Source organism: Polynucleobacter sp. JS-JIR-5-A7 (assembly GCF_018687935.1).
In the GTDB taxonomy this organism is placed as follows: Bacteria; Pseudomonadota; Gammaproteobacteria; order Burkholderiales; family Burkholderiaceae; genus Polynucleobacter.
This window is the reverse complement of the sequence record NZ_CP061308.1, coordinates 397,232-418,494: the sequence shown is the minus strand read 5'-3', so window position 1 is coordinate 418,494 and position 21,263 is coordinate 397,232. Positions and strand designations below refer to the sequence as shown.

The 21,263-nt window shown below is 47.1% G+C and carries 23 protein-coding genes and 2 tRNA genes; 3 read left to right on the top strand and 22 right to left on the bottom strand.

What is annotated here, in order from left to right:
- Positions 1-74 precede the first annotated feature (74 nt).
- From AOC29_RS02235 to uvrC, 5 genes are all read right to left on the bottom strand, one after another.
- Positions 75-536, bottom strand: a complete 462-nt coding sequence (locus AOC29_RS02235) for a hypothetical protein (protein ID WP_215296433.1) — start codon at positions 534-536, stop codon at positions 75-77.
- Between the two features lie 78 nt (positions 537-614).
- Positions 615-688 (bottom strand) — tRNA-Cys (locus tag AOC29_RS02230).
- Between the two features lie 49 nt (positions 689-737).
- A tRNA-Gly gene (locus AOC29_RS02225) sits at positions 738-813 on the bottom strand.
- A 116-nt stretch (positions 814-929) separates the two neighbouring features.
- On the bottom strand, positions 930-1,505 hold the full coding sequence (pgsA, locus tag AOC29_RS02220) for a CDP-diacylglycerol--glycerol-3-phosphate 3-phosphatidyltransferase (protein ID WP_215296432.1): 576 nt from the start codon (positions 1,503-1,505) through the stop codon (positions 930-932).
- A 34-nt stretch (positions 1,506-1,539) separates the two neighbouring features.
- The gene (gene uvrC, locus AOC29_RS02215; RefSeq protein ID WP_215296431.1) at positions 1,540-3,462 is read right to left on the bottom strand and encodes an excinuclease ABC subunit UvrC; all 1,923 of its coding nucleotides are present in this window, start codon (positions 3,460-3,462) and stop codon (positions 1,540-1,542) included.
- Here uvrC and earP point away from each other — a divergent pair.
- Together earP and efp are read left to right on the top strand one after the other, a co-directional pair.
- Positions 3,461-4,531, top strand: coding sequence for an elongation factor P maturation arginine rhamnosyltransferase EarP (gene earP, locus AOC29_RS02210; protein ID WP_215296430.1), 1,071 nt, complete (start codon positions 3,461-3,463; stop codon positions 4,529-4,531). The two genes, uvrC and earP, sit on opposite strands and share 2 nt — an antisense overlap.
- Before the next feature lie 87 nt (positions 4,532-4,618).
- Complete coding sequence (gene efp / locus AOC29_RS02205; RefSeq protein ID WP_215296429.1) at positions 4,619-5,179, top strand: elongation factor P; 561 nt, start codon at positions 4,619-4,621, stop codon at positions 5,177-5,179.
- A 71-nt stretch (positions 5,180-5,250) separates the two neighbouring features.
- Here the strand turns inward: efp and nagZ are convergent, their stop codons facing one another.
- The 17 genes from nagZ to AOC29_RS02120 all read right to left on the bottom strand — a co-directional run bounded on the left by nagZ (position 5,251) and on the right by AOC29_RS02120 (position 20,608).
- The gene (nagZ, locus tag AOC29_RS02200) at positions 5,251-6,327 is read right to left on the bottom strand and encodes a beta-N-acetylhexosaminidase (protein WP_215296428.1); all 1,077 of its coding nucleotides are present in this window, start codon (positions 6,325-6,327) and stop codon (positions 5,251-5,253) included.
- Positions 6,328-6,376: 49 nt separating this feature from the next.
- Positions 6,377-6,769, bottom strand: coding sequence for a holo-ACP synthase (gene acpS / locus AOC29_RS02195; RefSeq protein WP_215296427.1), 393 nt, complete (start codon positions 6,767-6,769; stop codon positions 6,377-6,379).
- Positions 6,770-6,783: 14 nt separating this feature from the next.
- Positions 6,784-7,542 (bottom strand): pyridoxine 5'-phosphate synthase, encoded by a 759-nt coding sequence (gene pdxJ, locus AOC29_RS02190; RefSeq protein ID WP_215296426.1) that lies wholly within the window; start codon positions 7,540-7,542, stop codon positions 6,784-6,786.
- 12 nt (positions 7,543-7,554) lie between these two features.
- On the bottom strand, positions 7,555-8,289 hold the full coding sequence (gene recO / locus AOC29_RS02185; protein WP_215296425.1) for a DNA repair protein RecO: 735 nt from the start codon (positions 8,287-8,289) through the stop codon (positions 7,555-7,557).
- A gap of 6 nt (positions 8,290-8,295) precedes the next feature.
- Positions 8,296-9,189 carry a GTPase Era gene (gene era / locus AOC29_RS02180; protein ID WP_251370088.1) on the bottom strand — a complete coding sequence of 298 codons (894 nt, stop codon included), beginning with the start codon at positions 9,187-9,189 and terminating at the stop codon, positions 8,296-8,298.
- A 44-nt stretch (positions 9,190-9,233) separates the two neighbouring features.
- On the bottom strand, positions 9,234-10,025 hold the full coding sequence (rnc, locus tag AOC29_RS02175; protein ID WP_215296423.1) for a ribonuclease III: 792 nt from the start codon (positions 10,023-10,025) through the stop codon (positions 9,234-9,236).
- Between the two features lie 6 nt (positions 10,026-10,031).
- Positions 10,032-10,838: a signal peptidase I gene (lepB, locus tag AOC29_RS02170; protein WP_215296422.1), complete on the bottom strand. Its 807-nt coding sequence runs from the start codon at positions 10,836-10,838 to the stop codon at positions 10,032-10,034.
- Complete coding sequence (gene lepA / locus AOC29_RS02165) at positions 10,838-12,643, bottom strand: translation elongation factor 4 (RefSeq protein ID WP_215296421.1); 1,806 nt, start codon at positions 12,641-12,643, stop codon at positions 10,838-10,840. The genes lepB and lepA overlap by 1 nt, the downstream gene beginning before the upstream one ends.
- 137 nt (positions 12,644-12,780) lie before the next feature.
- Positions 12,781-14,229 (bottom strand): DegQ family serine endoprotease, encoded by a 1,449-nt coding sequence (locus AOC29_RS02160; RefSeq protein WP_215296420.1) that lies wholly within the window; start codon positions 14,227-14,229, stop codon positions 12,781-12,783.
- A gap of 50 nt (positions 14,230-14,279) precedes the next feature.
- Complete coding sequence (gene fabF, locus AOC29_RS02155; protein WP_215296419.1) at positions 14,280-15,527, bottom strand: beta-ketoacyl-ACP synthase II; 1,248 nt, start codon at positions 15,525-15,527, stop codon at positions 14,280-14,282.
- Between the two features lie 21 nt (positions 15,528-15,548).
- The gene (gene acpP, locus AOC29_RS02150) at positions 15,549-15,788 is read right to left on the bottom strand and encodes an acyl carrier protein (protein ID WP_028819177.1); all 240 of its coding nucleotides are present in this window, start codon (positions 15,786-15,788) and stop codon (positions 15,549-15,551) included.
- A 102-nt stretch (positions 15,789-15,890) separates the two neighbouring features.
- Entirely contained in the window at positions 15,891-16,634 is a 744-nt protein-coding gene (gene fabG / locus AOC29_RS02145) for a 3-oxoacyl-ACP reductase FabG (protein WP_215296418.1), read from the bottom strand.
- 37 nt (positions 16,635-16,671) lie between these two features.
- Entirely contained in the window at positions 16,672-17,607 is a 936-nt protein-coding gene (gene fabD, locus AOC29_RS02140; protein ID WP_215296417.1) for an ACP S-malonyltransferase, read from the bottom strand.
- Between the two features lie 62 nt (positions 17,608-17,669).
- Complete coding sequence (locus AOC29_RS02135; protein WP_215296416.1) at positions 17,670-18,656, bottom strand: beta-ketoacyl-ACP synthase III; 987 nt, start codon at positions 18,654-18,656, stop codon at positions 17,670-17,672.
- The gene (gene plsX, locus AOC29_RS02130) at positions 18,653-19,666 is read right to left on the bottom strand and encodes a phosphate acyltransferase PlsX (protein ID WP_215296415.1); all 1,014 of its coding nucleotides are present in this window, start codon (positions 19,664-19,666) and stop codon (positions 18,653-18,655) included. The genes AOC29_RS02135 and plsX overlap by 4 nt, the downstream gene beginning before the upstream one ends.
- Before the next feature lie 81 nt (positions 19,667-19,747).
- Complete coding sequence (rpmF, locus tag AOC29_RS02125; RefSeq protein ID WP_011902241.1) at positions 19,748-19,927, bottom strand: 50S ribosomal protein L32; 180 nt, start codon at positions 19,925-19,927, stop codon at positions 19,748-19,750.
- Between the two features lie 105 nt (positions 19,928-20,032).
- Complete coding sequence (locus AOC29_RS02120) at positions 20,033-20,608, bottom strand: DUF177 domain-containing protein (protein WP_215296414.1); 576 nt, start codon at positions 20,606-20,608, stop codon at positions 20,033-20,035.
- Positions 20,609-20,649: 41 nt separating this feature from the next.
- On the opposite strand from AOC29_RS02120, the gene AOC29_RS02115 reads away from it, so the two are divergent.
- A complete protein-coding gene (locus AOC29_RS02115) occupies positions 20,650-21,258 on the top strand; it encodes a Maf family nucleotide pyrophosphatase (protein ID WP_215296413.1) in 609 nt (202 codons plus the stop codon).
- The last annotated feature ends 5 nt before the right edge of the window (positions 21,259-21,263 follow it).

Here is a 21,263-nt window from a genome sequence, read left to right as displayed (position 1 = left end):
CCCCCATAAGAAAAGGCCTCCAGTGGAGGCCTTTTTATTTCCTGCAGATTTCTTACTGACTGCTTACTGCTTGACTACCGCTTACTTGGCGCCACGACATTGGCGTTCTTTGGAGATGAAGTAATCGTAATCAAGGTTTTTGGTCCAGTCAAAGGACCTTCATTTAACTCGACGGTAGCAGTGCGATCACCTTTAGTAAAGACCAAAATGCTGGTTTTAGACTTTACTGCACTGACTGTTGTCCAACCGGCTCGAGGGTATTCTGACTGGAAGAAGGCATAAATATCAGTTGGGGTTTGCACGCCAGACAGAATAACACGACCTACCCAGTTATCACCACGGCCAATAATCAACGACTCTCCGCCAATAATTTTTGATGCGGCAGGCAAAGGCATATCGCCCAAGAGCTGAGTCTGAACTTCTTGCACTTCCTGTTGCGTTCCAGTTGGTGAGTCGCCAGAGCTAGCGCAAGCAGCCAGCAATGCTGTCATGAACAATGTGAGGGCGCTCAATTTAAGAGTATGAATTTTGATCATTTTTCGCTTTAAAAAGTGCTTTCTGGAACAGACTGAAAGTATTTTATGTGCTCCGCCTATTTCGTCAAGCGAAATTACTGGAGGCGCGTGAGGGAATCGAACCCCCGTACGAAGCTTTGCAGGCTCCTGCCTAACCACTCGGCCAACGCGCCATATGCCTGAATCAAAAATGGGAAGCTTTTGAGGGCTTCCCATCGAACTTGGAGCGGGAAAGGAGGTTCGAACTCCCGACCTATACCTTGGCAAGGTATCGCTCTACCAGCTGAGCTATTCCCGCATAACAGGGCGATAGTTTAACAAACAATCAAAAAGAAAGCATTATTCCAAGTGATCCAGCAGAGTCTCAGAATTTATCCTACCCGCAAAGCTATACCAGGTGGTGTCTAGATGGAATTAGTCGATTTTTCCTGCAAGTTGCGGCAGGGCTTTTTTCAAGTAATAAAACATCGACCAAAGCGTCAAGAATGCCGCAACCCAAATGAGCCAAGTTCCGACTCTGGCGCAATCTAACCACCCAAACAAAGTGTCATTGAGCAGCAAAAAAGGAATTGCCACCAATTGAGCAGTTGTTTTTAATTTACCAACCATATGCACCGCAACGCTCTTGCCAGCACCCAACAAAGCCATCCATTCTCGCAAAGCAGAGATCGTGATTTCTCGACCAATGATCACTAAGGCAACCCATACCTGAACACGATCCATATTCAAAAGAACAAGTAATGCCGCCGCAACAATTAATTTATCGGCAACTGGATCCAAGAACTGGCCAAAGGCAGATTCTTGTTTTAAACGGCGCGCAAGAAATCCATCCAACCAATCAGTAATTGCCGCTGAGATAAAGATAATTGCTGCAATCAAGTTCTTCTCAAATGGCGTAAACCAATCACTCGGAAGATAGAAAATTGCCACCAGCAATGGAATTGCTGCAACACGCAACCAGGTAAGGGCAATGGGGAGATTGAACGGCATTAGATAAGCATAAACTAAATATGGCGGGAAACCGCTAGTGTAATTGGCGGTAAATTTGCTCTGCCAAGGTGAGTGACACCCCTTCTACGCTAGCAATTTCTTCTATGCTGGCATTGGCCACGCCCTTGAGACCGCCAAAACGAGCCAACAGCTTTTGGCGTCGCTTAGCACCAATACCTTCAATCTCCTCCAAACGAGAAACTGTTCTTGCCTTAGCTCGCTTAGCGCGCATGCCGGTAATGGCAAAACGATGCGCCTCATCTCGAATCTGTGCAACTAGCAAAAGTGCGGCGCTATCAATACCTAGCTCTAAGGATTCGCGGTCATCTGCAAAAATCAGTGTTTCTAAGCCAACTTTGCGACCCTCTCCTTTGGCAACACCCACAATCAAGCCCACATCCATACCGAATTCTGAAAGCACCTGCCTTGCCATCTCTACTTGCCCTTTACCACCATCAATCAAAATGACCTGAGGCATTTTTTCTGGAGGAAGTTCTTGGAAGTTGGCATAACGCCTTTGCAAAACTTGACGCATCGCTGCATAGTCATCACCCGGTGTAATGTCATTGATATTGAAACGTCGATACTCGCCTGATTGCATGGCATTCTTCGCATACACCACGCACGAAGCTTGAGTTGCTTCACCTGAGGTATGGCTGATGTCAAAACATTCAATTCGCAAATGCTCTAGACCCTCGAGATCCAAACCTAAAATATCAACCAAAGCCCTTGCTCTAGCTAACTGCCCACCGGTTTCAACTAAGCGTTTCGTTAAAGCGATCTTGGCGTTACCTTCGGCCATCGCTAACCAATGACGACGTTGACCTTGGGGTTGATGTAAGAAGGTAATTTTTTTACCGGCTTGTGCATTTAATAAATCGTGCAGATCTTCGGGAGGTGCTTCATTAGATTGGCTGACATCGTCGCTTAAGGATTGCAGAGGGTGATTCAAGACCAAAACAGGTGGTATTAAATTGACCGTTGCGCTGGCCGCACTCTCGCTAGCGACATCCTCTAAATAATGCTGAGCAATAAAGGCTTCTAATATTTCTGCAGGGGGCGGAAGTTCTCCAGAGGCAGTGCGCAAACCTTTAGGGAAATAAGGTCTGTCGCCCAGATGACGCCCACCACGCACCATGGCGAGGTTCACACAAACCATACCTTCCATTTGTGCGACAGCAATGATGTCAACATCGCCCTCACCTTCGGCAACGGTATCCATTGCCTGTTGTTGCAGAACGCTAGAAAGATCGGCAATCCGATCACGTAGTACTGCAGCCATTTCGAATTCCATGGCGTCGCTATGCGCATGCATTTCCTTTTCCAGCTCCGCAAGTACCCGACTATGGTCGCCCTCTAAAAATCGCGTTGCTTGCGCCACGTCTTGACCATATTGCTCGACACTAAGGCGACCCACACAGGGAGCACTACAACGATGAATCTGATGCAAGAGACAGGGGCGGCTGCGATTCTTAAAAACGGAATCTTCACAAGTCCTCAAGCGAAAGACTTTCTGCAAAATTTGCACACTATTACGCACTGCCCAGCTATTGGGAAAAGGGCCAAAGTAATGATTGCGTTTATCCACCTTGCCACGATAAGAAGCCAAGCGCGGGAATTGATGCCCCGTTAACATCACATATGGGTAGGACTTATCATCCCGAAACAAGATATTGAATGGCGGAGCCAACTCTTTGATGAGATTGTTCTCTAAAATGAGGGCTTCAGTTTCTGTCCGTGTTACTGTTGTTTCATAGCGAGCGATTTTCCCTACCATCAACGCTATTCGCGGTGACAACTGTTTGCTTTGAAAATAACTAGTTACACGCTTCTTAAGATTGCGAGCTTTGCCGACATATAAGATGTTCCCCGCCTCATCAAAGAAGCGATATACCCCCGGCAATTCGGGTAGCCGTTTAACATCCTGCTGAAGGGTTTCAAAAAGCGAATTACTCATGCGTTGGGATATTTTCTGCCAAATCGTAGACAACTATGGTGATGCCGGTGTTTGCTGGCGTCTAGCCCGAAGCTTATCAAGCCTTCATGGCCAAGAGATACGCATTTTTTGCGATGACCTACCAACCCTCAATTTACTCGCTTCTGGCGTAGATCCTGTAATTAAGCAAAAAATAGATCTTCAACCTTGGGAAGCAAGCTTTAGTAATGCAAGGCATCCTGTACAAACTCCCGATGTCATCATCGAGGCTTTTGGCTGTGAATTGCCTGAGCGTTATCTTGCTGGTGTATTTATTGCCCCCATCAAGCCCATCATCATCAATCTTGAATATCTCAGCGCTGAACCCTGGATTACCGACTTTCATGCAAAAGCATCACCACAATCCCATGGCATACCTAAGTATTTTTTCTTCCCGGGATTTCAGGATGAAGTCGGCGGAATATTGGTTGACCCTGTGCCACCAGAAGGTATATCTGTTGCCAACAAAATTCCGTATGACTTACAGGGGGCGTGGTCTAAGCTGCGAAGTGATACAAAACGCATTAGCATCTTTTGCTACCCAGGAGCGCCTTTGCGCAAGTGGCTAGAAGATCTTGGCTCGCTAGGTGAGAATATCGATGTCTTACTAACGCATGGTCATGCTGAGCTCCTAAATCTTTATGGAGAGAAGCCCATTCAACTGCCTGCCAATCTGCAATTAATCTCCATGCCTTTTGTATCGCAAGATGAATTTGACTGGGTACTATCGCAATGTGATTTCAATATCGTTCGTGGTGAGGATTCTTTCGTGCGCGCGCAATTAGCAGGCAAACCATTTATTTGGCACATATACCCACAAGAGGATCGCGCCCATGAAGTCAAATTAGCCGCCTTTTTAGATCTCTACCTTGAAATGGCTAATCAAGAATTACGTCTTGCAACCATTGCAGCCATGACTTGGGCAATGCCGAGCGAATGGTTCCATATGCTCGATACTTGGAATACCCATTCTCAAGCATGGCGCACCCAATTACTCAAAAACCAAGGGGATGGAGGCTTAGCAGCCCGTCTATTAAGGTTCGTAGCCTAAGACCAAGCAATAAAGGCTTGCGGGCGGTTACAATCTTGTTTTTGATAAAAACCGCAGAATAATTACTCTGCACCCAGGAATAGCAAGATGAAAACAGCACAAGAACTCCGCGTTGGTAACGTCGTTATGATTGGCACCGATGCCATGGTCGTTTTAAAGGCCGAATACAGCCGCTCTGGCCGCAACTCTTCAGTTGTGAAAATGAAATTTAAGAACTTGTTAACCGGTGCGCCAAATGAAGGCGTTTATAAAGCCGATGACAAATTCGATGTTGTCATCCTCGAGAAGAAAGATTGCACATATTCTTATTTTGCAGATCCAATGTATGTCTTCATGGACGGCGACTATAACCAGTATGAAGTTGAAGCTGAGTTCATGGGTGATGCATTGAACTATCTTGAAGAAAGCATGCCCTGTGAAGTAGTTTTCTACGAAGGTAAAGCACTCTCAGTAGCAATGCCTAACTCGCTCGTTCGTGAAATCATTTACACAGAACCTGCAGTGAAAGGCGATACCAGCTCCGGCAAAGTATTGAAGAACGCAAAACTGGCTACTGGCTATGAATTGCAAGTTCCATTGTTCTGCAACACTGGGGACAAGATCGAGATCGATACTCGTACTGGTGAATACCGTAGCCGCGCTAACTAAGCAAAAACTGCGTAGCAAACGCTCAACCAAAAGCCCGGCATGCCGGGCTTTTGGCTTAACTACTACTTAGTTTAAGCGATCAATTTGAACTGCTTAAGCAAGCCCTTAGCATGTTGATACTCTGCTTCTTTTTGTAACATATCCCACGATAGGGCTAGCGAGTCTGGCATCAAGCGATTTAAACGCGTGGCAGATTCTGCTGCTTTTTTCTTTGAAACCTTTAGCTTGCTCAGTAACTGATCAGCCAAGTCCGGGCGATTACAAATTAAGACGGCATCACAACCGGCGTCTAGCGCCATTTCGGCCCCCTTCACCACTGATCCAGCAACGCTCGCCCCCTCCATAGAAAGGTCATCACTAAAGATTACCCCCTGAAATCCTAGTTCTTGCCGAAGAATAGAATGTAGCCAAATCTTTGAGAAGCCCGCAGGATTTTGATCCACCTGCGGATAAATGACATGGGCTGGCATCACCGCTGCCAAACTCAAGTCCAGCCACTCATAAGGCTTAGCATCACCGTTGAGAATTTCTTGAAGTGAGCGCTCGTCCACTGGAATAGCTACATGAGAGTCTGCCTCTGCCCAGCCATGACCTGGGAAGTGTTTGCCACAGTTGGCCATGCCACCAAGCCGTAAACCTTCATTCAAACTCTTGGCTAATGCAAACACGATTTGCGGATCACGACTGAATGAGCGATCACCGATCACACCACTGCGATCAAAATCCAAATCGAGGACAGGGGTAAAACTAAAGTCCACACCACACGCACGAAGCTCTGCAGCCAATACATATCCACAGGCAGTTGCGGCAGCCATGGCGAGCGCAGCAGAATCAGCGGCATGGCTTGATTTACTTTTCGCACCCCAAAGCTCACCTAACTTACGCATCGCGGGAAGATGCGTAAACCCATCCGTCTTGCAACGCTGTACTCGTCCACCCTCATGGTCAATCGAGATCAAGACATCAGGGCGTAATTTCTTAATATCAGCAGTCAATTTAGTCAGCTGCTGACGATTAGCAAAGTTCCTACCAAACAAAATCACACCACCCGTCAGAGGATGCAAGATCCTGCGGCGATCTTCCGCATTTAAGACCTGGCCCACCACATCTAAGGTAATTGGGCCGGGGTTCATGGTGGCTTTACTCATGTATTCCTCTTAAGAATTTCTCAGTTTTATCTTTAATTCAATTCTTCAATTATTTCTGAGTAACGATGACATGGGCAATCGCCATGTCTTGCTCATCACTCACAGTCACGTGAGCTTCCCAATTTTTCTCTTGCATAAATTGAGCCAAAGCCCCGAGATAACTAGTTACTGGCTTCCCACTAGCTTCATTTAAAGTTTGGAGAGAGCGCCAAGTCATTGGCATTCTCATTCCCAAACCAATTGCTTTTGAGAACGCCTCTTTAGCAGCAAAGCGGGTGGCCAAAAATGCAATGCCGCGTTTGTGATTTCTGGCAAGACGATGTTTGAAGACCGCCATCTCATCTGGACCCAAAATCTTTTCTGCCAAGCGGCCATTAGTACGATCGTAAGCAGCTTGTAAGCGCCCAATCTGCAGAATGTCAGTACCAATGCCGATGATCATCAAATGTTTGCTAGTCAGAGAGGTTTGATACGGTCTTGATGTCGACCTCTTACCATCAAGGCTTTCATATCCTCAATAGCATTTTGCCAACCTTTAAATAAAGCCTCAGCCACAATGGCATGGCCAATATTAAGTTCGGATAATTCTGCAATAGCGGCTATAGGCATCACATTACCTTCATGCAAGCCATGGCCAGCATTGACTCTGAGTCCAATGCTCTTGCCGAACTGCGCCGCCTTTCGAATGCGCTCTAATTCTACTGCTTGTTCAGAACCAGATAAATCTGCATAACGCCCTGTGTGCAACTCCACTACAGTAGCACCAACGTCTTTTGCTGCCTGTATTTGCTTTTCTTCAGGATCGATAAATAGAGAAACCCGAATACCGGCGTCTTGTAACTGCTTGGTAGCAGCCTTCACTGCATCAAATTTCCCTAATACATCTAAGCCACCTTCAGTAGTGACCTCCTCACGCTTCTCGGGCACCAAACAAACATCGTGTGGCTTTACCTTACAAGCAATATCGAGCATTTCAGGGGTCACTGCACACTCTAGGTTCATCCGAGTTTTAATAAGCGGGCGTATTGCTAATAAATCAGCATCTTTAATATGGCGGCGATCCTCTCGCAAATGCAAAGTGATTAAATCCGCGCCAGCCTCCTCGGCTAATTGCGCCGCCTTGAGGGGATCTGGATATACCGTGCCACGCGCATTGCGTAAGGTGGCAACGTGGTCAATATTGATGCCCAGTTCTAAGGCGTGCGGAGAAGTCATGTCAATAGATTACTAGATTTTCTTCAAATCAATCAAAATTTGACGGGTCGTCAAGACTTGATCTTGCAAGTGCAAGCCCAAAAGGAAACGCATGAGCTGCTTACTTTCAGAGAGCGTCTCTGGAGCAGAAAAGTCCCCAGCAGCAATTGCCAATAAAGATTGACCCTTCAATACTGGCCAGTGGCCTGGATCGTCACCTTGGGTAGGACGCACACCTCGCTCTGGCTGGTAAACATAGTGGGTTTGGGCATCAGGTATTTGATTGGTTTCAACGCAACGATCTAAGGCAGCCGCGTAGCCCGTCTCTTGAAGCAGCGATAACTCAAAAGGACGCAGAATTTCTTCTAAGCCCTTCGACTCAAACTCAAGATTCGATAGAGCGTTGATGGTTTCAGCATAGCGATCGTAAAGCTTTTCGTATTCATCTTCACGAGCTAAAAACTTCACGAGTAGTTCATTGAGGTAAAAGCCGCAGAGCAGTGCATCACCGACTAAAGAAGGCATACCACCCACCCACTCAGACTTGGTAAGCGTGCGCAATTCAGACTTACCACTCCAAGAAACCAGTAATGGCTGAAAGCGTTGCAACACAGGACGTAGTGTTGAATGAGGACGTTTAGCACCTTTAGCAATCAGTGCCATGCGGCCATGTTGCCGCGTGAAGACATCCAGAATTAAGCTAGTCTCTTTATAGGGAATGCTGTGCAATACAAAAGCAGGCTCGTCAGCAACACGAATCGAGGCCATAGGAGCTTATTCCAGACCCTGTGCCCGCAATTCAGCGCGATCATCTGCCCAACCACGCTTCACTTTGACCCAAGTCTCCAAAAAGACTTTGCCATCAAAGAGCTTTTCCATATCAATGCGAGCATCGGTAGAAATCTTCTTCAGCCGCTCACCCTTTTGCCCAATGATCATGGCTTTATGGCTATCGCGATCTACCAAAATGGTGGCAGCAATCCGGCGCATCTTGCCATCCATCTTGAATTGATCAATTACTACGGTAGAGGTGTAAGGTAACTCTTCGCCAGTAAAACGGAAAACCTTTTCACGCAAAATTTCTGCCGCTAAGAAGCGCTCACTACGATCAGTAATGGTGTCACCATCGTATACAGCCTCAGCCTCAGGCAAATAACCCTCAAGCACATCTAACAGTCTTTCAATATCTCCCGGACTCTTTGCACTCATGGGTACGATTTCTGCAAACTCACACTTTTGATCTTCGTGCCCACCTAATTCACACCAAGGTTTAGACATCTCTTTCATAAAGTTGAGCAAGGCTTGATCCCGGTCAGATGGAGTCTGAAAGCGACTATTGAACAAGTCCAATTTATTTAAGACCAGCAGCACTGGAAGATCATCTGGCAGCAGCTTTAATACTTTTTTATCATCCTCGCCAAAGTAACCAGCCTCTACTACAAAGCAAGCGACATTGACATCTTGTAAGGCGGTAGTAACAGTACGATTCAATGCTTTATTAAGGGTGTTCATTAAACGTGTCTGGAAACCAGGCGTATCAATAAAAATGAACTGTGCTTCCTCGCGATTCTGGATACCCAATATCCGATGACGGGTTGTCTGCGCCTTACGTGAAGTAATACTGATCTTTTGTCCAACTAATGCGTTGAGCAAGGTTGACTTACCCATATTGGGACGCCCAACAATGGCGATAGTGCCGCATCTAAACACGATTAGCCCTTCAGCTTAAGATTTAACTGCTCTTCAGTCGCTTCTTTCTTGGCTGCTTTTTTCTTAGCCGACCGAGTTTTCTTGGGCTTGCGAGATTCTTGTGGCAAGGCTTTTAAGACTCCCAGCAAAGCGGTTTTAGCGGCTGACTGCTCAGCAGCGCGGCGGGATGCACCCTCACCTTTTACTGAGACCTTGAGGCTTGGTATGACACACTCCACCTCAAATTGCTGATTGTGTGCAGCGCCACTAGTGCCTGTCACGTTATAAGTTGGCAAAGGTAACTGGTAACTTTGCAAACACTCTTGCAACAGTGTTTTGTCATCTTTACCTAAAGTTTTGGGATCAACCTGCGTCAGAATAATTGAATAGAGTTTGCGCAAACACGCTTTTGCCGCTTCAAAACCGCCATCCAAAAAGATCGCGCCCGTCACTGCCTCTAAGGTATCTGCCAGAATGGATGGACGGCGAAAGCCACCACTCTTGAGCTCACCCTCGCCCAAGCGAAGGTAATCTGATAGAGATAGTGTTTGGGCAATCTCATACAAAGCTTGCTGTTTGACTAAATTTGCACGCACACGTGAGAGGTCACCCTCATCTAAATCGGAATAACGCTCATACAGTAAATCAGCAACCACGCAATTCAGAATGGAGTCACCCAAAAACTCTAAGCGCTCATTATTTTTCTTGCTATGACTACGATGAGTCAAGGCTTGATTTAAGAGTTCGGGCTTTTTAAAGGTATACCCCAGACGCTCTTGAAGTGGTGCGGTTTCGATAACGGCGCGCGCGTTCATGATCGACTACTCAAAACCACCAATACGACCTAGATTACCTAGGTTAAGCCAGACAAAAAATGCCCTGCCAACAATGTTCTTATCAGGCACAAAACCCCAATAACGAGAGTCAGCACTGTTATCGCGGTTATCACCCATCGCAAAGTAATGCCCTGCAGGCACCTTGCAGGTCAGACCAGATGGTTGGTATTGGCAAAACTCTGCACCCGGAAAACGCTCTGCGGGGAATGCCCCTGCAGGACGATCAGGGTCATTCAAAATCTCATGACGATTGCCACCTAAATCTGCTGGGAAAGCTTCTGTATAACGTTTGGCGTAACGCATATTTTCGGGATCAAGATAGGCTTCGCCGCCGCTGTATTGCAAAGGCTGGCCATTAATTGTTAAGCGCTTATCTTCATAAGCAATCACATCACCCGGTAAGGCAACGACTCGCTTGATATAGTCCACTGACTCATCGCGAGGGTAACGGAACACCACCACATCCCCACGTTTAGGGGAGCCCAGCTCCACAATTTTTTGATTAATCACCGGCAAACGAATGCCATACGTAAATTTATTCACCAATATGAAATCGCCGATCTGCAATGTCGGAATCATGGAGCCAGAAGGGATCTTGAATGGCTCAACAATAAAAGAGCGCAATACAAATACTGCACAAATGACTGGGAAAAAGCCTGCGGTGTACTCGAGCCATAATGGCATGCGATCAATACCGGCTGCTTTTCTTTGTGGTGCAAAGTAGACCCTGTCAGCAATCCAAGCAATGCCAGAAACAATTACCAAAATGAAAAGAATCAGAGCGAAGTTCATTAATCCTCCACCTGCAAAATCGCCAAGAAAGCTTCTTGCGGAATCTCAACGTTACCCACTTGCTTCATGCGTTTCTTACCTTCTTTTTGCTTCTCTAATAACTTGCGCTTACGAGAAATGTCACCACCGTAGCACTTCGCCAAAACATTCTTCCGTAAGGCCTTGACGTTTTCACGCGCAACGATATTGCTACCAATCGCCGCCTGAATAGCTACATCAAACATCTGTCGCGGAATAATGCCGCGCATCTTGGAGACCACTTCACGACCGCGGTGCTGACTATTACTTCTATGCACAATGACTGACAAAGCATCTACGCGATCACCGTTAATCAAGATATCCACTTTGACCACATCGGCTGGGCGATATTCTTTGAACTCATAATCCATCGAGGCATAGCCACGTGAGATTGATTTGAGACGATCAAAGAAGTCGAGCACAATCTCAGCCATCGGCAACTCATAAGTGAGCTGCACTTGACGACCTAAGTAGTTCATCCCCGTCTGAATCCCGCGCTTGCCAACGCATAGAGTAATCACTGAGCCTACATACTCCTGTGGCATATACAGATTGACAGTCACAATCGGTTCCATGATCGTATCGACCTTGCTGGTCTCGGGCATCTTAGATGGGTTATCTACCATCAAGATCGTGCCGTCAGATTGCTGCACCTGATACACCACGGTTGGCGCAGTTGTAATCAAGTTCATGCCGTACTGGCGCTCCAAGCGCTCTTGGACGATTTCCATATGGAGCAAACCCAAGAATCCGCAGCGGAATCCAAAACCTAAAGCTTGTGAAACCTCTGGCTCATACAGAAGTGATGCATCGTTTAATTTCAGTTTCTCCAGTGACTCACGCAATTGATCGTACTCACTCGCCTCTACTGGATAGAGGCCAGCAAATACTTGTGACTTCACTTCCTTGAAACCAGGTAATGGCTCGGTAGCAGGTGTGCGGCCTTGTTGGCCTACAGCATGGGTCACCGTATCACCTACTTTTGCAGCTTTAAGCTCTTTGATGCCGGCGATGATAAAACCGACTTGACCAGCACTCAGCTCAGGGCGATCTACTGACTTTGGACTAAAGACGCCCACGTGTTCAACTAAATGGGTTGAGCCATTGGCCATTAAAGTAATTTTGTCTTTGGGTTTTAAGGTGCCATTAACTACACGCACCAACATCACCACACCAACATAATTATCAAACCAAGAGTCAATGATCAAGCATTGCAATGGTGCACTCGCATCACCCTTGGGTGGCGGAACGCGACGAATCATTTCTTCAATGACTTCATGCACACCCATCCCGGTCTTGGCAGAACAAGTTACCGCATCAGTTGCATCAATACCAATCACATCTTCAATTTCTTGAATAGCGCGTTCAGGGTCTGCCTGCGGCAAATCAATCTTATTGAGCACCGGTACCACTTCAACGCCTAACTCAATTGCGGTGTAACAGTTTGCTACTGTTTGCGCCTCAACACCCTGACTTGCATCTACCACCAGCAAAGCACCTTCACAAGCCGATAAAGAGCGACTCACCTCGTATGAGAAGTCAACGTGACCTGGGGTATCAATGAGGTTGAGGTTATAAATCTTGCCGTCTTTGGCTTTGTAATTTAGAGCAGCCGTTTGGGCCTTGATCGTGATACCTCGCTCACGCTCAATGTCCATTGAATCGAGAACCTGGGCTTCCATTTCTCGATCAGAGAGACCGCCACAAATTTGGATAATACGATCAGCAAGCGTAGATTTGCCGTGATCGATATGGGCGATGATAGAAAAATTGCGGATTAAATCCATAGCGTCTTAAAAAGTCATTCAAGAAAACGCCTTGTCAGAACGCACCACAATGATGCGCTGCAAAAAGTCGTCTTAGAGGGATTGTAATGGGTGGCGCCCTTAAGACGCCGAACCCTATTTTTTAGCCTAAAAAGGGCTTATTTTGGCTTTACCGGAAGCACCAAAGTGCTATCTGCACGGCGAATAAAGACTGGAACAGCCTTATTGGCATCCAGGGCTTTAACCAGGGCTTCAAACTGCTTAACCCCAGTAATATCAGTATCAGCCACCCGAATAATGACGTCGCCTGGTCGAACCCCTGCCTTAGCTAGAGGGCCATCACCTAGACTAGTGACCTCTACCCCACCCTTCAGATTCAGATCCTTCTTTTTGGTATCCGATAAATCGATTACAGCCACCCCAAAGACATTTGTACTGTTGCTATCTGCAGTTGGCGCATCAGATTTCTTATTAACAGCTTTTGCAGACTCAGTGTCAGCCACTGTCACTGTTAATTCGCGCGCTGCACCCTTGCGCCAAACTTGTACTGGAACAGAGCTACCAGGTTTTGTATCACCCACGACTCGAGGCAAATCGGTTGATTTAGCAATCTCACGTCCATTGAAACTTAAAATCACGTCGCCAGCTTCAATACCACCAGCTGCTGCTGGGCCACTTGGCTCCACGTTACGAACGTATGCACCTCGAGGTTTGCCTAAACCCAAACTCTCTGCAATGTCTTTTGTCATCTCACTTAAGGCGACACCAATACGACCGCGAGTCATTTTTCCGTTAGTTCGTAACTGATCTGCAACTCGCATTGCTTCATCAATGGGAATGGCGAAAGAGATACCCATATAACCACCAGAGCGACTAAAGATCTGGGAGTTAATACCAATCACTTGACCGGCTGTGTTGAGTAATGGGCCGCCAGAGTTGCCGGGATTGACGGCAACGTCAGTTTGAATAAAGGGTAAGTAATCCCCCGTATCACGACTCTTGGCAGACACAATGCCTGCAGTTACTGTATTTTCCAAACCGAAAGGTGAGCCAATCGCAAGAACCCACTCGCCTACTCGCACCTTTGATGAATCACCCAAAGGCAGTCTTGGCAAATCACGCGCTTCAATTTTGACAACCGCTACATCGGTACGTTTATCCATACCCAATAATTTCGCCTTGAACTCACGCTTATCCGTTAAGGTGACATAAATCGTGGTGGCACCTTCAACCACGTGCGCATTTGTCAGAATCAACCCATTGGATTCAATAATGAAACCGGAACCAACGCCACGATCTGCTTCTTGCGGCTTTCCGGAGTTTGGCTGCGACTGCTTAGGACCGTTAGGAACTCCTGGCATCGGCACGCCAAAAAAGCGGCGGAAGAATTCCGCTTGTTCTTCTGGCATTCCGGGAATGCCGCCTTGAGCTTGCTGAACCATGACTTTTTCAGTTGTACGAATATTGACAACCGCTGGGCTGGCGCGCTCAACCAAGTCGGCAAAATCAGGAATCGCAACTCGAGGATTCTGAGCCATTGACGGTGTCATAAAAGACATCTGCCCCAGACTCAAAATAGCCAGGAGCGCAATAAAGTGCTTTTTCATAATGCTATAGACCTACTTGGTGAAAACCAACAGTGGAGATAAAGAGAATATTAGGTCAACTTGCCGAAAATCAAGGTGCCGTTAGTACCCCCAAAGCCAAAATTGTTTTTAACAGCATGATCAATCTTGACATCCCTAGCGGTATTGGCGCAGTAGTCCAAATCGCACTCAGGATCTTGATTAAAGATATTGATAGTGGGTGGGGATTTCTGATTATGGAGGGCCAGGATAGTGAAAACTGACTCTAAGCCACCGGCACCACCCAAAAGGTGACCAGTCATTGACTTGGTGGAATTGATCAGCGCCTTCTTAGCGTGATCGCCCAAAGCCGCTTTGATGGCTTCGGTTTCATTCTTGTCACCTAAGGGCGTAGAAGTGCCATGAGCATTTAAGTACTGAATTTGGTCTGGATTTAAACCGGCATCACGTAAGGCATTAACCATGCAACGACGTGGACCATCCATATTGGGAGCGGTCATGTGATACGCATCACCGCTCATACCAAAACCAAGCAGTTCACAATAAATTTTTGCGCCCCGGGCCTTGGCATGCTCATACTCTTCCAGCACAACTACGCCAGCACCTTCGCCAAGGACAAAACCATCGCGGTCTTTATCCCAAGGTCGTGATGCAGTTGCAGGATCATCATTACGAGTGGAGAGGGCTCTTGCAGATGCAAAACCACCAACACCTAAAGCAGAGATAGTGGATTCAGCGCCACCGGCAACCATGACATCCGCATCGCCATACTGAATCAAACGCGCAGCTAAGCCAATGCTGTGCAAGCCAGTTGTACAGGCAGTAACAGCAGCCACGTTTGGACCTTTGAGACCAAACAAAATGCTGAGGTGTCCAGAAATCATATTAATGATTGAGCCTGGCACAAAGAATGGTGAAATGCGACGAGGACCGCGGGCCAGTAACTCGGCACCCGTTTCCTCAATCATTGGCAGTCCGCCAATACCAGAGCCGACCATCACGCCAATGCGTTCGGCATTTTGCTCGTTGATCTCTAGACCGCTGTCGCGAATCGCCTGCGTACCAGCGGCGATACCGTAATGGATAAAGGTATCCATATGGCGTGCCTCTTTGGCAGAGACGTATTCTTCGACATTGAAATCTTTCACCTCTCCAGCGAAATGAACACTTAGTGGAGTGTGGTCAAACTTGGTGATCGTGGCGATGCCTGATTTGCCGGCAAGCAAGTTAGACCAAGCTACATCAACTGAATTACCAACAGGTGAAATAAGACCAAGGCCGGTAACTACAACCCGGCGTCGGCCATTTGATGCTGACACAGTAATACCTAAGCTAGGGATTTAACCCTGAGCTTTTGATTTAGCGAAGTCGATCGCGAGCTGCACTGTGGTGATTTTTTCAGCTTCCTCATCAGGAATTTCGATGCCGAATTCATCTTCCAAAGCCATAACCAGCTCAACAGTGTCAAGAGAGTCAGCGCCCAGGTCATTCACAAAAGAAGATTCATTCTTGATATCTCCTTCAGCGACGCCCAATTGCTCAGCGACGATTTTCTTAACGCGTTGTTCGATGTTATCCATTAAGTCCCCCAAGGGTTGTAAAAAAACGATGGAAGGATTTTATCAGCATGGCGGGCTTAATTAGCAAAACCACCCAAAAATGACCAAATCCTTGCTTTGCCGTTAGGCCAAATAGAGTCCGCCATTGACGTGTAGGGTATTCCCAGTAATGTATCCAGCTGCTGGGGAGGCCAAAAATGCCACTGCCTGGGCAACATCTTCTGGGCTACCCAAACGAGCCAAAGGAATGTTCACTTTTAGGGCATTTTGCTGATCTTCGCTCAAAGCGCGCGTCATATCGGTATCAATAAATCCCGGTGCCACACAGTTCACAGTGATATTACGACTGCCGATTTCACGAGCGAGGGCACGAGTCATGCCAGAAACACCGGATTTTGCTGCGGCGTAATTAGCCTGTCCAGCATTACCCATGTGACCAACGATCGAGGTAATGTTGATAATGCGGCCACCACGAGCCTTCATCATGGGACGTAAAACAGCTTGAGATAAACGGAACACTGAGCTTAAGTTGGTATCAATCACATCAACCCACTCTTCAGACTTCATCCGCATTGCTAAGTTATCGCGAGTAATGCCAGCGTTGTTCACCAAAATATTGATGCCACCATACTCTTTCACAATGTGATCGATGATTTCTTCGCAAGCATTTGGTGCAGTTACATTCAATGCCAAACCAGCACCACCGGAAGGCTTTAAACGTGCATCAATTGCTTTAGCGCCATCACTGGATGTCGCAGTTCCAATGACCTTGGCGCCACACTTCATCAACTCATCTGCAATCGCCTGACCAATACCGCGCGAGGCGCCAGTCACCAGGGCAATTTGTCCGCTTAAGTCGAGATTCATATTTGTCTTTCGCTTGATTTTTACTGAGTCGATGGTTTTATTTGAAACTTACTAGAACTTCGTTCAAGCTAGCTTCATCAAATACTGGCACCCCAGTCACCTGATCATGAATTCGCTTAGTAAGCCCTGCCAATACTTTGCCTGGACCACACTCCACTACCTGAGTAATTCCTTGTGCGGCCATTGCTTGAATAGTTTCTTGCCAACGGACTGGTTTCGCTGCTTGACGTACCAAGGCGTCTTTAATCGCCGCTGGGTCATTCAAGATTTCGACATCGACGTTGTTAATGACAGCAATTGTTGGCACTTTAAATTCGATGTTCACCAAGTAGCCTTTGAGCTTTTCAGATGCTGGTTGCAATAAAGAAGAATGAAATGGTGCAGACACTGGAAGTGGCAAGGCGCGCTTGGCACCAGCAGCCTTAAGTAATTCACATGCTTTAGTAACGGCAGCGCTGGCACCCGCAATCACGACTTGGCCGGGTGCGTTGAAATTGACTGCCTCCACTACACCACCCGATGCAGTGCTTGCTTCAGCGCAAACCCGAATGACTATTGCGTCATCCAATCCAAGGATCGCTGCCATACCGCCGGTACCAACCGGAACCGCAGATTGCATCGCTTCTGCACGAAAACGTACCAAGGGAACTGCGTCTTTAAATGAGATCACGCCGGAAGCAACTAATGCAGAGTATTCGCCCAGGCTGTGACCTGCCATCACCTTCGGTGCAGGGCCTCCCGCCGCTAACCAAGCACGGTAAAAGGCTACCGCTGCAGTCAACATAACAGGCTGGGTATTGGTAGTTAATGACAGCGCCTCTGCAGGACCTTCAGCAATCAAATTCGCAACATCTTCACCCAAAGCTTCAGAAGCCTCTTGCAAGGTTGCACGCACTTCAGGACGCTCGGCGATGGAATTGAGCATACCTACTGATTGAGAACCCTGTCCAGGGAATACGAATGCAAATGTCATGAGATTAATTTACAAAACAATGAAAAGAGATGGAATACGGATTAACGCGCATGAGTACGGCATCAATACTTCAAGGCCACCGCGCCCCAAGCAAAACCACCGCCAACACCCTCTAATAAGAGATGTTGACCACGCTGAATTTGACCGGAACGCACACCAGCATCCAAGGCCAATGGGATAGAGGCTGCCGAAGTGTTACCGTGCTCATGCACAGTCACAATCACTTTATCCATCGACATGCCCATCTTTTTGGCAGTACCTTCCATGATGCGGATATTGGCTTGGTGAGGAACTAACCAATCAATTTGCTCAGGCTTAAGATGCGCCTTTTCTAAAACTTCATGAGCCACTTGCTCTAGAACTTTGACTGCCAATTTAAATACCGCTTGACCATCCATGGTCATAAATGGTGAGCCATGCACTGCACCGTTACCAGCACGCCCAGGCACACACAAAATATCACGCTGACTGCCATCGGCATGTAGAGCAGTCGACAAAATGCCAGGCTCACTTGAAGCTTCGAGCACTACTGCGCCAGCACCATCACCAAACAACACACACGTGCCGCGATCTTGAAAGTCCAAAATGCGTGAGAAAGTTTCCGCACCGATGACCAACACTTTTTTATAGGAGCCACAACGAATAAACGCATCTGCCGTTGCGATGGCATAAGTAAAACCGGCGCAAACTGCCTGTACATCAAATGCAGCGCAGTTACTGTGAACACCCAATTTGTCTTGTACTACACAAGCTGTACTGGGGAAGCCGCCCAAGTGATCAGGAGTTGAGGTTGACAAAATGATGAGGTCTAAATCTGCTGAAGTAATGCCAGCACTGCTTAATGCCGCTTGCGCTGCTTTTACTGCGAGATCGCTCGTGAGTTCATTTTCTGCAGCAAAGTGACGCGCAGAAATACCGCTACGAGTGGTAATCCACTCATCGCTAGTCTCTAAACCAGATTTAGCCAAACGTTCCACTAAATCTTGATTGGTTAAACGCTGCTCCGGAAGATAGCTTCCAGTACCAGCGACTCTTGCAAAAATACTCATGTTTTTGTCTCCGCTACAAAGGCTGCGGCAATACGTTCAACCATGCGATTTTTAGCTGCTTCGTATGCTCGATCTAAGGCAAAACCAAATCCAAAACGGTCTGCAGAGCCATGGCTCTTAATCACACAACCCCGAAGACCCAACAATACAGCACCGTTATAGCGGCGATGATCAACCCGCTTACGCACCCGTAGCAGTGGCACCATGGCACAAATGGCCATCAACTTAGTCAATAAAGAGCGATTGAATTCATCACGAATCATGCCGCTCATCATTTTTGCCAAGCCTTCACTAGCCTTCAGCACTACATTGCCTACAAATCCATCGCACACCACGATATCGGTGGTGCCTTTAAAAATATCATTCCCTTCTACGTTACCGTAAAAGTTTAAATTCGTCTGACGCAGCAATTCACTCGTTTGTTTAACGACATCATTACCCTTAATCACCTCTTCACCGATATTCAGGAGACCAATGGAAGGATTTTGTTTGCCATCAACTACCTGAACCATAACATTGGCCATCTGTGCAAATTGCACCAAGTGCATCGGCTCACAGTCAGCGTTGGCGCCTAAATCGAGCATCGTCGTACCACGCCCTAATTCATTAGGGATGGCAGTGGCAATCGCTGGACGATCAACCCCCTCAAGGGTTTTTAAAATATAGCGAGAGATTGCCATCAATGCACCAGTGTTGCCAGAGGAGATGACAGCGTCAGCAAGACCTTCTTTTACTTGCTCAATCGCAACTCGCATCGATGAATCTTTTTTGCGACGCAAAGCAACCTCGATGGGATCGTCCATCAACACCACTTCACTCGCGGGAACAATTTGAATTCGTTCCATTGGCGCTTTGGGAGATTTGCTCAAGACTTGCTTGATCAACTCTGGATCACCCACTAAGGTAATCTTGGCATCAGCATGCTTTTCTAGAAAATCGCAGGCGGCAGGAACCGTCACGACGACTCCATGATCTCCGCCCATGGCATCGATAGCAAGAGTAACGCTCATAAACTGATGGATTGCTACAGTAATGTTTCTAAGAAAAAAGCGGCTTTAAATGAGCCGCTTCTATCTGTTTAGACTAAAAAATTAGTCGTTTTTAGTTTTAACAACTTTACGACCACGATAGTAGCCGTTAGGTGAAATGTGGTGGCGCAAATGAGCCTCACCAGTTGTGGCTTCAACAGCCGTAGCAGGTGCGGTCAAAAAGTCGTGCGCACGGTGCATGCCACGTTTGGAAGGTGATTTTTTGTTTTGTTGAACGGCCATATTGGACTCCTAAGCAAGGCGACATTCTAGCATGGAAAAGCGCCTAAATGCTTGATTTATCAATGAAGCATACCGAAAACAACAGGCTAACTGAAAACCCTATTTTCAGTTTTTCTTCATATTTTTCAATATGTTAAAGGGATTTTCTGGTTTATCTGCGACCTCATCGCCATCCTCATCTCCAAAAACCGATACATGAGGCTCACAGAAGCCCTCAGGGTGCTTTGGAATTAAGGGGATAGAGAGTAAAACCTCATCCTCGATAGTTTCCAAGACGTTAAATTGCTGACTAATCACCAAGGGCTCCTGCTCCTCGTCTTCGAGGGGGTAATCGTCAGCCTCAGCTTCAGTAGCAACCAGCAGAAAACGCCGCTTTTCCGCCAAATCCACCGCGCAATCCTGTAAACAACGTTGGCAAACTAAGTGAAGCCGCCCTTTTAAACCCAAATCCATTACTTGGCGAGGCTCGCTGCCTGGCGAATCCTCAAAATGCGTCTCCAAGTCCCAATGGAAGCCATCCCCCAAAACTACGGTAGACGCCTCCTCAGCCACTCTGGGAAGCTCAGAGATGCTTAAAAAACCAGCCCCTTTATAGGATTGGGGAGCACAAAAATCCACCCGCTTCAAAGTATTAGGTTCTGCAGATAACTGGACTTGAGGTAAAACTTGATTACGATTCATGACATCAGTCTAAATCAAGGCATCTTCGAAAGTCAGCAGCAATGAGTAACCAAAGAAATTCACCCGAAAATCCCCCCCTCATCTTGGCATCCACCTCGGTGTATCGCCGCGAGCTTTTAAAGCGCCTGCGTATTCCCTTTGAGGTGATCTCTCCTAAAGTAGATGAAACACCCCTTACCGGTGAAAACACGCTCGACTTAGCACAGCGCCTTGCACTGGCAAAAGCGGCAGCTATTGCCAAACAAAATCCTCATGCTTGGGTCATTGGCTCTGATCAAGTGGCAGATCTCTGCGGCGCAGCGATTGGTAAACCAGGTAATTTTGAACGGGCGATGGCACAACTCCAACTCATGCGCGGTCAAACAGTGACCTTTCATACAGCGCTGTGCTTAATGAAAGGTGATTCACAAACCACCTTAAGTGTTCTAACTGAGGTGAGGTTTCGTAAACTTTCCGATGAAATATTAGAAAGTTATTTGCTGGCAGAGGAACCTTATGACTGCGCCGGTAGTGCTAAGTCTGAAGGCTTAGGCATCAGCCTTCTAGAGGCGATTCAGAGCGATGACCCTACCGCCCTAATCGGTCTGCCACTCATCGCTTTGACAGGCTTGTTGCGTGATGCAGGTTTTGTGATTCCAGGCAAGAGTTAATTGGT

Bases quoted from the DNA above. Each gene is read 5' to 3' on its own strand.
- AOC29_RS02235 (WP_215296433.1), bottom strand. From the start codon at position 536: ATGATCAAAATTCATACTCTTAAATTGAGCGCCCTCACATTGTTCATG.
- pgsA (WP_215296432.1), bottom strand. From the start codon at position 1,505: ATGCCGTTCAATCTCCCCATTGCCCTTACCTGGTTGCGTGTTGCAGCA.
- earP (WP_215296430.1), top strand. From the start codon at position 3,461: ATGCGTTGGGATATTTTCTGCCAAATCGTAGACAACTATGGTGATGCC.
- uvrC (WP_215296431.1), bottom strand. From the start codon at position 3,462: ATGAGTAATTCGCTTTTTGAAACCCTTCAGCAGGATGTTAAACGGCTA.
- efp (WP_215296429.1), top strand. From the start codon at position 4,619: ATGAAAACAGCACAAGAACTCCGCGTTGGTAACGTCGTTATGATTGGC.
- nagZ (WP_215296428.1), bottom strand. From the start codon at position 6,327: ATGAGTAAAGCCACCATGAACCCCGGCCCAATTACCTTAGATGTGGTG.
- acpS (WP_215296427.1), bottom strand. From the start codon at position 6,769: ATGATCATCGGCATTGGTACTGACATTCTGCAGATTGGGCGCTTACAA.
- pdxJ (WP_215296426.1), bottom strand. From the start codon at position 7,542: ATGACTTCTCCGCACGCCTTAGAACTGGGCATCAATATTGACCACGTT.
- recO (WP_215296425.1), bottom strand. From the start codon at position 8,289: ATGGCCTCGATTCGTGTTGCTGACGAGCCTGCTTTTGTATTGCACAGC.
- era (WP_251370088.1), bottom strand. From the start codon at position 9,189: ATGGGTAAGTCAACCTTGCTCAACGCATTAGTTGGACAAAAGATCAGT.
- rnc (WP_215296423.1), bottom strand. From the start codon at position 10,025: ATGAACGCGCGCGCCGTTATCGAAACCGCACCACTTCAAGAGCGTCTG.
- lepB (WP_215296422.1), bottom strand. From the start codon at position 10,838: ATGAACTTCGCTCTGATTCTTTTCATTTTGGTAATTGTTTCTGGCATT.
- lepA (WP_215296421.1), bottom strand. From the start codon at position 12,643: ATGGATTTAATCCGCAATTTTTCTATCATCGCCCATATCGATCACGGC.
- AOC29_RS02160 (WP_215296420.1), bottom strand. From the start codon at position 14,229: ATGAAAAAGCACTTTATTGCGCTCCTGGCTATTTTGAGTCTGGGGCAG.
- acpP (WP_028819177.1), bottom strand. From the start codon at position 15,788: ATGGATAACATCGAACAACGCGTTAAGAAAATCGTCGCTGAGCAATTG.
- fabG (WP_215296418.1), bottom strand. From the start codon at position 16,634: ATGAATCTCGACTTAAGCGGACAAATTGCCCTGGTGACTGGCGCCTCG.
- fabD (WP_215296417.1), bottom strand. From the start codon at position 17,607: ATGACATTTGCATTCGTATTCCCTGGACAGGGTTCTCAATCAGTAGGT.
- AOC29_RS02135 (WP_215296416.1), bottom strand. From the start codon at position 18,656: ATGAGTATTTTTGCAAGAGTCGCTGGTACTGGAAGCTATCTTCCGGAG.
- plsX (WP_215296415.1), bottom strand. From the start codon at position 19,666: ATGAGCGTTACTCTTGCTATCGATGCCATGGGCGGAGATCATGGAGTC.
- rpmF (WP_011902241.1), bottom strand. From the start codon at position 19,927: ATGGCCGTTCAACAAAACAAAAAATCACCTTCCAAACGTGGCATGCAC.
- AOC29_RS02120 (WP_215296414.1), bottom strand. From the start codon at position 20,608: ATGAATCGTAATCAAGTTTTACCTCAAGTCCAGTTATCTGCAGAACCT.
- AOC29_RS02115 (WP_215296413.1), top strand. From the start codon at position 20,650: ATGAGTAACCAAAGAAATTCACCCGAAAATCCCCCCCTCATCTTGGCA.